Source organism: Bacillus sp. AFS098217 (assembly GCF_002551815.1).
GTDB lineage: Bacteria > Bacillota > Bacilli > Bacillales > Bacillaceae_G > Bacillus_A.
Genome location: NZ_NVPR01000074.1, coordinates 107,283 through 119,823 on the forward strand (window position 1 = coordinate 107,283; position 12,541 = coordinate 119,823).

Consider the following 12,541-nt stretch of genomic DNA (forward strand, 5'->3'; position numbering starts at 1 on the left):
TTTTTTATTCATCTTCTTTTTTTTCATCAATTTGTAGTTCGTCTTCTGGTTTGTGGTATGTGTAAAAACTATCCACAAGTAAATCTAAATGCTCAACTTCCTCACTATAATTAATGATGGAAGAAATAAGTGGAAAGAGATGTAACCATATTTCGTAGGACTCTTCATCATCTTTATCCTGATAATCCATAAAGATATCAATTAGTTCCTGCTTACCTGTTTCAACTTCATCAAGCATTTCAACGGATTGTTGTTTTTTCGCTTTACCAATAAATTTTAATAAAACTTGTTCATGGTAGTGCGTTAATGAATCAAGCTCGTTTTGAATGGATTCTTGAAATGATTCAGGCATATACCGTAATTCGTTTTCAGTTCGATGTAGTGACTTTAATGTACTTAGAGCGCGACTTGTTGTCGCTAACATTTGTCTGAATAAAACAAGCTTACGAATTTTGGCGAATTGTATTTTTTTTGTATAACTTCTTTCTTCTTTATAAAGCAAATAGTAATGATTGAGTTTAATCATTTTTTCTTTCATACGATCAATATCTGTTTTTAACGTTGTAAAATCAGAAGCTTGCCTGCTATTCATACGAATCCACTTCACAATTTCTTCCGTATCATCAACGATGCGATGATACAGTTTGGTTTCGTATTTTGGCGGCATAAATACTAAGTTCACAAGTGAAGCAGCAATAATCCCAGTCATAATAGTTGCAAAGCGGAGTAGTGCGAAATCAAAGAAATTTGCTCCTTGATATTCCATAATAGCGATGACCGTTACTAAAGCAATTGATATTGTGTTTTCTAAACGCAATTGTAGTGTGATAGCAATAACTAATATACAAGTTAATCCAATAATAAAAGGATTATTTCCAAAAGCAAAAGCAAATACGATAGCGAATACCGCACCAATTACGTTTGCTTGAATTTGCTCAAGTGCTGTCAAATATGAGCGGTATACAGATGGTTGAACAGCGAAAATTGCTGAAATCCCCGCAAATACTGGACTTGGCAGGTGGAGCAAGGTAGAAGCAAATAAAGCTAATGTAATGGCAATACCCGTTTTTAAAATGCGAGCACCAAGTTTCATACCCTTATTAATATCCTTTCTCTCTTGTCATAATGAATGTACAACATGATACTATACATCCATTACAATATGTTAGCAAGTGATATTTTAGTGGATGTGCAAAAATTCCGATAAAGATAGTTGTCCGATTTATTCGTTGCGTCGCCAGTTCGGTATTCATGTAGTTTCATCTACACTCCGTACCCTTCTAACTTCTGCGCCTCGAACTGCTCGGCTCTATTCATCCTACTGTTTTACTGCTTATTTTAGTGAAAAAACCTGCTGAATTTCAGCAGGTTTCAAATTGTTATTATAGATTACTATGTGATGCTCACTTCGTCAACTGTCCAGTGGCTATAAAATGTAGTAAAATCATTCAGTTGAAACAGATGGATCTGCTTGTTCTTTTTTCGGAATGATTTCATAAAAATGAAGCTGAATGTCATCTAGTAATGGTGTTAAGAGAGCGACTTCTTCATATTGCTCATGCTCATTTAGTATACGAATATAGTCTAACAATAATTCTGTAACGTCTGATTTACCATTTTTGCTAAGTGGTTGTAATGTGACATTGGCTCCTTTGGCAATTCTTCTTTTTAAGGCAGGTTCTGTTAAACTGAGTTCAGGTTGATGACGTAAATAAACGACACCGCCAGTCATACCAGCGCAAATCCATGGACCAGGATCCCCTAACACAAGGGCGCGGCCATTTGTCATATACTCGAAGGCAAAGCCTTTTATATTAGAATGAGAACCAAGGTTTCCATGTTCTTTTTCACGAAGTGCTTTTGTGACTCTACCTCCAATAATCATATCTGCTCCAGAGAGACGGATACCTGCACGTGCATCAGCGTTTCCCTGCACATATAAAGCTCCTTTTTGTGCACCATATCCAAATCCTTTTCCGACAGAGCCGTTGTAGTATACACCATCTTTTCCTTTTGCTTTTGTAATGTAAATACCACCACCAAATGAAGTTTTTCCGATGCCATCTTGTGCACCGCCGTTAACGTGGATAAATAAGTTTTCGCTATTGTAAGCACCTAATCCATTTCCAGGAACAGAACCATTTGTATACTTTAATGTAAGTGGTTCAAGGCTAGTGTTTTCATACAATTTACTACGGACGCGATAGCATGACTCTAAACCGCCCATCACTCGCTGATCTACACCGACACCAACTAATTCTTTTGATTGGAAAAAGTCAGCTATTTTATGTTGCTTTTGCTCTACGGATTCTATAGAAGTTAACGATGAGTTTTCTAAAATTTGTAGTAAATTGTGTAAGTCTAATAGGTCTGTACCACGAGTTTGTTCTAGCAAATCTGAACGTCCAACAATTTCTTGTAAATTCGTATGGCCGAGTTGTCCTGTTAAACGTTTAAGTTCTGTACCAAAAGTAGTGAATAAGTGTAATAAGCCTTTTACAGCATGTTCAAATTGGCGCGGGACAAAGCGACGCAGGCCATGTTCTTTTGCTTGGGCTTCTGATTCGATTTGAGTGGCGATTCCGACATGACATGTATCTAGATGGCAGCCACGACAAGTTGTACAACCAATGGCAATCATTGATAGGGTACCGAAGCCAATTCGATTTGCACCAAGAAGCATAATTTTAAGTGCATCATTTACACTACGAATACCGCCATCTGCCCAAATTTCTACATTGTGCCTCATATTTGCTTCTAATAGGGCGTTATGAGCAGCTTTGACGCCAATCTCTACAGGAAGACCAACATGTTGCAAGGCATGAATACGTGCGGCACCAGTTCCGCCGTCGAATCCGCTAATATTAATAAAATCGGCACCCGCTTTGGCAATTCCTACGGCAATTGTTCCGATGTTAGGGACAACTGGAACTTTGACAGCGACTTTTGCGAGTTGATTCGCGGTTTTAATTTCTGTAATCATTTGTGCTAAGTCCTCAATTGAGTAAATATCATGGTTATTAGATGGTGAAATTAAGTCCGAACCAATTGTTGCATTACGTGCTTCAGCAATTTTTAAAGTCACTTTTGATCCAGGTAAATGTCCACCTTCACCAGGTTTTGCGCCTTGCCCGATTTTTATTTCAATTAAATTCGATGAGTTGAGTAGTTCGGCATTCACTCCAAAGCGACCAGAGGCGATTTGTTGGCCGCGTGTATGTGGATATTTGCCAATCATATCTTTAATTTCTCCGCCTTCACCATTTAAACTAATCATATTCAGGCGATTTGCAGCCTCTGCATAGGCGCGGAAGGCGATTTCATTTTGAGAACCAAACGACATGGAACTAATAATAAATGGTAAATCATGATTCTTAATTCCAATAGAAACATGTTCAGTTGGAACGGTTTGTTGCGCTTCTTTTATTTGGACAAGATGACGAATTGCCATTGGATTTTTGTCTTCTAGCTCAGTTAATTTCTCGCGGTAATCATCATAGTTATTGCCTTTTGCCACATCACCAATTGCTTTCCAAATCCGCGGGAATATATGGAATGTTTTGCGCATTTTAACTTTTGGATTACTATAATCAATTGCCCGAGCTTTCGCATCCTCTGTAAGTGATTCAAGTGAGAAAGCCAAATTGTTTGATCCAAAGAAATTAGTAATTTGTAATATATTTGCGATTTCTTCGTGTAAGCCAATAGAAGAGAAGAGACGACCATAACCACGTAATTCATGGATTCCAATTGTTGAAATTACTTTCTCTAGTCCTTTGTTTAATGCGTTATACAAATTAGCGATTGCTGCTTTAGTGCCGTCGTTTACAGTTGCAAACATTAAATATGGATTCATAACATCTGCTCCTAAACCATATAGCGTAACAATATCGTGTAAAGAGCGAAGAGCACCAGATCTTACAACAAGAGAGCAATTCCGGCGCAATTTGTTGTCAGTTAATACTTGATGGACTTTTGCTGTAATTAAATGTGGATCAATCCATAATTGTTCATTTTGGTGTGCTTTCGCATCATCTAATATTAAAAGGGTAGCTCCTTTTTTAATGGCTGTTATAGCTTCAGAGCTAATTCGATTTAATGCATCATATAAAGTCTCTGATGCTGTAAAGGTAATGTCTAGTTTGTAGACAGCACTATGGGTAACGAATAGTTGTGTAAGTTGTTCGAGTGTAATTGTTTCTAAATTTTCAGCGATGGATTGTGCTAAATTTCCCTCTAGTATAATTGGTGATAGAAGTTCAGCGACAAAAGGATATTGGGATGGCCGGCATAAATTTGGGCGTTCTCCTAACACTGTACGTGTAGAAAAGTGTTCAATTTCTCTGTCCCGATCAATTGCTGGGTTCGTAACAACTGCTACACTTTCTTTTATGAAATCAGCGATGTTCCGTCTATCAGTATCAAGCGCTGCAAGGGGGGCATCGTGCCCAAGAGAACGGATTGGTTCGACGCCTTTTGTCGCCATTTGTTCAAGAAGCTGAATATGTTCACGATCCCATCCGAAAGCCACGTATTGTTCTGTTTCAACTTGTGTATAATCTGATAACCCCTCGATTTTTTCTACAGATGGGATAGATAAATTAAAATGATAGTCAGTGAAATCAATTCGCTGTTTTAGGCGTTTATATACTTCGTCTTGGTATCTTTCATATTCATAGAGAACAAGGTTATCTTGTTCGTTCCACTTTAAACCTATTTTCTCTCCAGGAGCAAGTGGTTTTGGCTCTGCTACGTATTCAGTTGGAGATACAACACCTGGTTCAGATGAAAAGATATAGGAAGTTTCTGTTTCTACTTTCCAAACCGGTCGTAAACCAAGTGAATCAACACTAAAAACAGCTTCATCTTTATAACGTGAAATAATGCCAGCCGGTCCTTGAGCAAAATGCCCCCATGCTTCACGAATATACGTATATAGATCTTGCAAGTGAGGTTCGTATAATTTTATCTCATTAATAATTGGTGGGAATAATATATCCATTGCTTCAAATAAGCTGTAGTTATAGTGAACGAGAAGTGTTTCTAAGGTGCGGTTTAAATCTTGAGAGTCACTGCCTCCGTTAGTAAGTGGTACATCAATCATCTTAGCTTGATCACGTAACTTGGCAATGGTATTAATTTCACCATTATGTCCGAGGATACTAAATGGCTGTACACGAAAAAAATTTGATAATGTATTGGTAGAATAGCGATTATGCCCTAGTGTCATTGTTGATGCGATAAGGGGATGTTGTAAGTCATCGTAGTAGGCAACAAGTGTATCGCCAGCACCAAGAACTTTATAGACAACATGATTGTGACTTAATGACGCCACATGAATCGCTTCATTTTCTTCGATTGCAATTGTTAAAGAGAATAGTATTTGGTCAATATTTTTATTTTCGCTTTCTGCAATAAGTGCAATTTGCCAAAATAAAGGTTCTTCTTGTTTACCAAGAGGACCGAGTGCATCAGAATTTATAATCTCCTCATCCTCGAAGACAATTGTGAAATTTTCATTTTCTAGTTTTGTACGAATGCTATTTTTTAAATGATTTACATTTTCTTTTTTGCTTAGAAAAAAATGTCCAACGATAAAGTGGGGATGATCCACAATCGCTGGATTATATCCATTCTTTTTTAGTTTCTCTTTCCAAAGTGCTGTTGGTAAATCAATGTGAATACCAATTCCATCTCCTTCGCCATTAATGAAGCCAGCTCGATGATTCATTTTAACAAGCGATTGTATACAAAGGTCGATGTTTTCTTTCGTAGGAATTTTTTGTTTTTCCATAACGGAAACGATTCCACACGCATCATGTTCTGCATTTACATAATTTCGAAATAAAGACGGTGTCCATGTATTTGTTGTACTTAGCATCCGTCAATCCCCCCTTTGAGATGTAACATTAAGAATAGTCTTACTATTCAAAGCGTGAAGCGCTTTGTATACGAAATTAATAACAAATATAGATGAAAACAAAACAGATAATTATGAATAATTATACTATTAATGCGGGATTTATGAAATAGAAAAAAGAAAAAAATAGAGGGCAGCCTCTATTTCTTCCTTTTCTTATGCGTTGCAATTTTATTTTGCTAAGGCAGCAAATGCTCTGCCAACAGCTTCAATTGTATATTCAATATCTTCTTTTGTATGTTCTGTTGTTAAGAACCATGCTTCATATTTGGATGGTGCTAAGTTAATTCCTTCGTTGAGCATAAGCTTGAAGAACTTGCCGAACATTTCACCATCTGTATTTTGAGCAGCATCATAATCTTCAATTGTATCTGTTGTAAAGTACACAGTTAATGCACCTTTTAGACGATTTACTGTAATATCGATGCTATGTTTTGCGGCTTGTTCTAAAATACCTTTTTCAAGCATTGCTCCAAGCTCATCTAGTTTTTCATATACGCCTTCTTGCTTTAGGACTTCTAGGCATGCGATACCAGCTGCCATAGAAGCTGGGTTTCCGGCCATTGTACCAGCTTGATAAGCAGGTCCAAGCGGGGCAACTTGTTCCATGATTTCTTTTTTACCACCATATGCACCGATTGGAAGACCGCCGCCAATTATTTTACCAAGCGCTGTTAAGTCTGGGGTTACACCAAGTAAATCTTGAGCGCCGCCGTACATAAAACGGAAAGCAGTAATAACTTCATCGTAAATAACTAGTGCGCCAGCCGCGTGAACAAGTTCATTTACTTTTTCAAGGAAACCAGGTTTAGGTTCTACAATTCCGAAGTTCCCAACGATTGGTTCCACAAGAATAGCTGCTACTTCATGTCCCCATTTATCTAGTGCCTCTTTTAATGTTTCTACATTATTAAATGGAACGGTAATAACTTCTTGTGCGATACTTTGTGGTACTCCGGCTGAATCAGGAGTGCCAAGAGTAGAAGGACCTGAACCAGCTGCTACAAGTACTAAATCTGAATGACCATGGTAGCAACCAGCAAATTTCATGATTTTTGTGCGACCTGTGTAAGCACGAGCTACGCGAATCGTTGTCATAACAGATTCTGTACCAGAGTTTACGAAACGAACTTTATCTAAAGCAGGCATTGCTTCTTTTAACATTTTTGCAAACTTTACTTCTAGTGCTGTCGGTGTTCCGTATAGTACACCATTTTCAGCAGCTGTTTTAATTGCTTCCGTTATGTGAGGATGAGCATGCCCTGTAATAATTGGACCATATGCTGCTAAATAGTCGATATATTTATTACCATCTACATCCCAAAAATAAGCACCTTTCCCACGTTCCATTGCAACAGGTGAACCACCGCCAACGGCTTTAAAAGAACGTGAAGGACTATTAACACCACCAACAATATGTTCTAACGCTTCTTTATGTAATGCTTCTGACTTTGTGAAATTCACTACAATTCATCTCCTTACAAAAATCTATGTATTATTTTAACATGTTTTTCAAAAAGACGTATTGTTTGTGATAGGGATAGTAGTTGGGTAAACTATTCGTTGTGATATTTAGGGAGGAGGTCCGGTTATGAAATCGGTAATTGAGGTACAAGGATTACGTAAAGAATTTACAACCTATTCAAGTCGTTCGGGCTTAAAGGGTGCTTTTCGCGATTTATTAAATCGTAACTATAAAATAGTACCAGCAGTGAATGATGTTTCGTTTACTATAAAGCAAGGTGAAATGGTTGGGTATATTGGGGAAAATGGTGCTGGAAAATCAACCACTATTAAGATGTTAACTGGGATTTTAACACCAACGTCTGGACAAATTACAGTGAATGGTATGAATCCGCATAAGCAGCGAGAAGAATTTGTAAGAACAATTGGTGTTGTATTTGGACAACGTTCTCAGCTTTGGTGGGATATCGCAGTGCAAGAATCATTTCGTCTATTAAAGAAAGTGTACGGTGTATCGGATAGCCAGTATAAAGAACATATGGAGCATGTTATTGAAACATTAGATATTGGACCGTTGTTAGATAAACCGGTGCGTAAATTATCGCTTGGTCAACGAATGCGTTGTGAATTGGCAGCGGCATTAATTCATAACCCGCCGCTTTTATTTTTAGATGAGCCAACAATCGGATTAGATGTTCTTGTGAAATTAAAGATTCGTGAATTTTTAAAAGAGATGAATGAGCGTTATAAAACAACGATTCTTTTAACAACACATGATATTACTGATATTGAAGCGTTATGTGAGCGCGTTATTATGCTTGATGAGGGAAATATTATGTATGATGGTTCGTTAGAAAAACTGCGTTCGCAATGGGGAGCGGAAAAAGAGATACATTTTCAATTTGTTTCGCCGGTTTCGTATCAACAATTATCAATGATTATGCCAGATAATCATGTAGTTTGGTCGCAGGCGAGAGAAGAACATACATGGATTGCGAAAATACCGAATGAAGAAGTTATAATCTCTATGCTCATTTCAAAAGTAGTACAAGCTTTTCAAATTAAAGATTTAAAAATTCATGAAGTGTCTACAGAAGAAATTATTCGTAACATTTATGAAGAGGGTATCATTCATGGGTAAGTATATTGAAATGATTCGTATTCGTTTTTTAATGATGCTTGCTTATCGAACAAACTATTATAGTGGAATTTTAATTTATACGATTAATATCGGAGCATATTACTTCTTATGGCAAGCTATTTACAGTGGAAAAGAGAATATTGAAAGCTTATCGATTTCTCAAATGACAACCTATATTGCTATTGCTTGGATGGCTCGTGCTTTTTATTTTAATAATATTGATAGAGAAATTGCGATGGAAATTCAAGAAGGGCGTGTAGCTGTTGAGTTAATTCGACCGTATAACTATTTAGGGATGAAAGTTATGCAAGGGCTTGGAGAGGGAATATTTCGTTTTGCATTCTTTTCAATCCCAGGTATGCTGATCGTTACGCTGTTGTTCTCCTTACAAATTACAACGAATTTTCAAACGTGGCTGTATTTCTTTCTATCGTTAATATTCAGTTTTATTATTAATACGCAAATTAATTTAATGACAGGAATGCTCACTTTTTTCTTATTTAACAACAGTGGAATTATGTACGCAAAACGTGTTGTTATTGATTTGTTTTCAGGCTTATTACTACCGATTAGCTTTTATCCTCTATGGGCCCAAAAAGCGATGGTATTCTTACCATTCCAAGCGATCAGTTATATTCCGAGTATGATTTTCTCTGAAGGAATACAAGGAAGTAAGTTGTATCAAGCTTTATTATTCCAAATGATTTGGGCAGTGGTACTTGTTATTCCAATTGTGCTGATGTGGAAAACGGCGAGAAAACGCCTAATTGTACAAGGGGGATGATGAGATGTTGTATATAAAACTTTTTTTGCAATATGCAAGCCAATATATCAAAACGAAACTAGAATATCGTGGTGATTTCATTGTTGGGTTATTATCCGACTTACTATTACAAGCTGTTAATTTAATTTTTATACTTGTTGTTTTTGGGCATACACAGTCATTAAAAGGGTGGAGCCGTGAAGAGGTTATTTTTATCTATGGCTTTTTCTTAGTACCATTTGCTATCTTTTCTTCTTTCTTTAATATATGGGACTTTAATGATAGGTACATTATCAAGGGAGAAATGGATCGTGTCTTGACAAGACCGATTCATAGTTTGTTTCAAATTATATTAGAACGAATGGAATTAGAGTCGTTAATTGGAGCTATAACAGGAATGATTGTAATGGGATATGCAGCAGTGCAGCTTCAATTATCTTTTTATTGGTATGACATCTTTTTGTTCTTGCTAATGGTAGGAGGAGGAGCGCTTGTATACGGCGGGATATTTGTAACACTCGCGAGTATCGGTTTTTGGTCAGATGCGAAAAGCTCCATTATGCCGCTTATGTATAATATAGGGAATTATGGACGATACCCTGTAAATATTTATAATCGCGTTATTCGCTTCATTTTAACCTTTGTATTACCGTTTGCATTTGTTGGTGTATATCCAGCGGCATACTTTCTTAGAAAAACGGAATGGAACAGTTATGCATTTGCAACACCAATGGTTGGCGTAATTTGTTTTACGATTGCAATTACACTTTGGAATCAGGGTGTGAAAAGGTACCGTGGTGCTGGAAATTAAATAGGGGTTCATTGGTTTCTATGGGATAAATTATTTGTTGTCCTCATACATATAGGATGAGGTGGAGGACATGTTATGGGGACTGATCCTATTAATCGCAGTAATTGCTGTTTTAAGAAGTGTTCAATTGTTATGGAGTTCATATTCGGAGTCAAAGCGTTTTTTTTCTTTGTATAACTTGACTTCATTGTTCTTAATTTATACAACGGTACTGATTGCATTTGGATTAAGCTATGTTGTATTAGAGGAAAGTGGATTTTCGATTTTAAGGGAAGATGGCGAAAGATTGAATGGCCATTCTTTTCAACTTGTAGAAGTATGTTTATATTTTAGCGCAGTTACTTTATTATCGGTTGGATATGGTGATGTGACCCCAGTTGGAATAGGACGCTGGGTTGCGATAGTTGAGGCGCTAATTGGATATACATTACCGTTTGCTTTCGTAGTCCGGACTGTGATAGACAATGAAAAATAAGGTAATATTTGTTATAGTAGAAGGAAAATATAAGGAAAATATAAGGAAAATATAAGGAGTGATAAAGATGGTCGCAATAGGAGAAATAGCACCAGATTTTACACTAGAAGGAAGCAATGGGGAGCAGGTTGAATTATCCAATTTTCGCGGAAAAAATGTAGTGTTATATTTTTACCCGAAAGATATGACACCGGGATGTACGACGGAAGCATGTGATTTTCGAGATGCATATGGGTTATTCCAAGAAAAGGATACAGTTATTCTTGGTGTAAGTCCTGACCCAGCAAATAGACATATGAAATTCATTGAAAAACATGATTTACCATTTTTACTTTTAGTGGATGAGGATCATAAAGTGGCAGAACAATATGATGTTTGGAAACTGAAGAAGAACTTTGGAAAAGAGTATATGGGAATTGAGCGTTCTACATTCCTGATTAATAAAGACGGTGAACTTGTAAAAGAATGGCGTAAAGTAAAAGTGAAGGGTCATATCGAAGAGATTCTTTCTTATATAAAATAAGAGCTTACATGAGCAAAGGAATAAAGAACGAAAGAAGTTTCTCATATAAGGCATATGCCTATACACTTTTTATGATGTTTCATAAATTAAAAGGGTAGGGCATACCTCCTCAGATGATAGTATTCCAAGTGCGATTATTTCGCACTTTTTTTCTTTACGAATGTATAAGGAAGGGACAAATATACATAAGAATAAGGTTAGGTGAAAAATAAAACACATAGTTATAGTAGAAATATTGACGATTGACAAGAAAAGGAGTACACTATTTATAAGAATTATAAAATAATAATCCGTATAGAATCGGGGTGCATGACGGTGGTCAAAGAAGAATTAAAAGAAGCGCTAGAAATGCTGAAAAATACGGGTGTACGCATTACTCCACAGCGTCATGCTATTTTAGAGTACCTTGTGGAATCTATGACGCACCCAACAGCGGATGAAATTTATAAGGCGTTAGAAGGTAAGTTTCCAAATATGAGCGTTGCGACTGTATATAATAACTTACGTGTATTTAAAGAAGTTGAGCTTGTAAAGGAATTAACTTATGGAGACGCTTCAAGTAGATTTGATTATATTACAAGTCAGCATTACCATGTAATTTGCGAAAAGTGTGGTAAGATTGTTGATTTTCCTTATGGTGGTTTGGAAAAACTTGAAGATGAAGCTGCGAAAGCAACCGGCTTTGTTATTAATAGTCATCGTTTAGAAATTTATGGCGTATGTCCAGAATGTCATAAGGCGTAATTATAATTAAAGAAAGAGGCTGACGGCTATGTCAGCCTCTTTCTTTATTATATAAATTCCATTTTATGCTTTATAGCTCTTTTTATTATACTTCTCATCAAATTCTTTTCCTTCTAAATTCCGATCAAGTGTTAAAGGTTGATTGCAGTGCATACATGCATCTACACGACCAAGCATTTTTGTTGGTTTATTACAGCTTGGACAAATAATCTGCACGGTCTTGGTGGATAACATGCCAATCCAAAAGTAAACAAGGGTGCTAGCGATAACAGCTAAGAAACCGAGCATCATAAGGGTAGTCATGATAATAATATTCTCTCGAAAAAAGACGCCTAAGTATGCAATGAAGAGGCCGATAAATACTAAACTTAATGCAAAGGTTCGAATCTTATTGATTTTGTTTGAATACTTAATACCCATTCCCATCACACTCCTATAGCAACAATATAACACAAAATTTAGAATTTTTTATCAAAAAGAAAAGAGGTTGATGAAATTTGTAAGAATGATAAAGTACAAACGGGATGTGGAATTTTTTTGTGAAAAGTATTGACCGTACATGTAGTGCATGATATATTAATACACGTCGCTGATGCGAAACACGCAGAAAGCGAAAAAGAAATCAAAAACTTAGTTGACATCGAAAAACGAAGATGTTACCATAAGGAAGTCGCAATTAAGCGGCAAACGAGTTCTCTGA

10 protein-coding genes are annotated in these 12,541 nt (G+C 36.6%); 6 read left to right on the plus strand and 4 right to left on the minus strand.

Translation table 11 applies throughout. From position 1 onward, the window contains the following. Positions 1-4: 4 nt before the first annotated feature. From COO03_RS19640 to hemL, 3 genes are all read right to left on the minus strand, one after another. Positions 5-1,093 carry an aromatic acid exporter family protein gene (locus tag COO03_RS19640; protein WP_097898774.1) on the minus strand — a complete coding sequence of 363 codons (1,089 nt, stop codon included), beginning with the start codon at positions 1,091-1,093 and terminating at the stop codon, positions 5-7. Positions 1,094-1,444: 351 nt separating this feature from the next. After that, on the minus strand, positions 1,445-5,881 hold the full coding sequence (locus COO03_RS19645; protein ID WP_097898775.1) for a glutamate synthase-related protein: 4,437 nt from the start codon (positions 5,879-5,881) through the stop codon (positions 1,445-1,447). 210 nt (positions 5,882-6,091) lie between these two features. Next, positions 6,092-7,390: a glutamate-1-semialdehyde-2,1-aminomutase gene (gene hemL, locus COO03_RS19650; RefSeq protein WP_097898776.1), complete on the minus strand. Its 1,299-nt coding sequence runs from the start codon at positions 7,388-7,390 to the stop codon at positions 6,092-6,094. A 121-nt stretch (positions 7,391-7,511) separates the two neighbouring features. Here hemL and COO03_RS19655 point away from each other — a divergent pair, with 121 nt between their 5' ends. From COO03_RS19655 to perR, 6 genes are all read left to right on the plus strand, one after another. Beyond that, positions 7,512-8,525 (plus strand): ABC transporter ATP-binding protein, encoded by a 1,014-nt coding sequence (locus COO03_RS19655; protein WP_097898777.1) that lies wholly within the window; start codon positions 7,512-7,514, stop codon positions 8,523-8,525. Continuing rightward, positions 8,518-9,309, plus strand: coding sequence for an ABC transporter permease (locus COO03_RS19660; protein WP_097898778.1), 792 nt, complete (start codon positions 8,518-8,520; stop codon positions 9,307-9,309). Before COO03_RS19655 ends, COO03_RS19660 begins: the two co-directional genes overlap by 8 nt. 4 nt (positions 9,310-9,313) lie before the next feature. Next, positions 9,314-10,099, plus strand: coding sequence for an ABC transporter permease (locus COO03_RS19665; protein WP_097898779.1), 786 nt, complete (start codon positions 9,314-9,316; stop codon positions 10,097-10,099). A gap of 70 nt (positions 10,100-10,169) precedes the next feature. Continuing rightward, positions 10,170-10,574 carry a potassium channel family protein gene (locus tag COO03_RS19670; RefSeq protein ID WP_097898780.1) on the plus strand — a complete coding sequence of 135 codons (405 nt, stop codon included), beginning with the start codon at positions 10,170-10,172 and terminating at the stop codon, positions 10,572-10,574. A 67-nt stretch (positions 10,575-10,641) separates the two neighbouring features. Next, the gene (bcp, locus tag COO03_RS19675; RefSeq protein ID WP_097898781.1) at positions 10,642-11,097 is read left to right on the plus strand and encodes a thioredoxin-dependent thiol peroxidase; all 456 of its coding nucleotides are present in this window, start codon (positions 10,642-10,644) and stop codon (positions 11,095-11,097) included. 315 nt (positions 11,098-11,412) lie between these two features. After that, positions 11,413-11,841 (plus strand): peroxide-responsive transcriptional repressor PerR, encoded by a 429-nt coding sequence (gene perR / locus COO03_RS19680; RefSeq protein ID WP_170958192.1) that lies wholly within the window; start codon positions 11,413-11,415, stop codon positions 11,839-11,841. Positions 11,842-11,904: 63 nt separating this feature from the next. Here the strand turns inward: perR and COO03_RS19685 are convergent, their stop codons facing one another. After that, on the minus strand, positions 11,905-12,261 hold the full coding sequence (locus COO03_RS19685; RefSeq protein ID WP_097898783.1) for a YgzB family protein: 357 nt from the start codon (positions 12,259-12,261) through the stop codon (positions 11,905-11,907). Positions 12,262-12,541: the final 280 nt, after the last annotated feature.

Coding starts and splice junctions, on each gene's coding strand:
- COO03_RS19645 (WP_097898775.1), bottom strand. CDS start 5,881: ATGCTAAGTACAACAAATACATGGACACCGTCTTTATTTCGAAATTAT.
- COO03_RS19640 (WP_097898774.1), bottom strand. CDS start 1,093: ATGAAACTTGGTGCTCGCATTTTAAAAACGGGTATTGCCATTACATTA.
- COO03_RS19660 (WP_097898778.1), top strand. CDS start 8,518: ATGGGTAAGTATATTGAAATGATTCGTATTCGTTTTTTAATGATGCTT.
- COO03_RS19665 (WP_097898779.1), top strand. CDS start 9,314: ATGTTGTATATAAAACTTTTTTTGCAATATGCAAGCCAATATATCAAA.
- COO03_RS19655 (WP_097898777.1), top strand. CDS start 7,512: ATGAAATCGGTAATTGAGGTACAAGGATTACGTAAAGAATTTACAACC.
- COO03_RS19670 (WP_097898780.1), top strand. CDS start 10,170: ATGTTATGGGGACTGATCCTATTAATCGCAGTAATTGCTGTTTTAAGA.
- bcp (WP_097898781.1), top strand. CDS start 10,642: ATGGTCGCAATAGGAGAAATAGCACCAGATTTTACACTAGAAGGAAGC.
- COO03_RS19685 (WP_097898783.1), bottom strand. CDS start 12,261: ATGGGTATTAAGTATTCAAACAAAATCAATAAGATTCGAACCTTTGCA.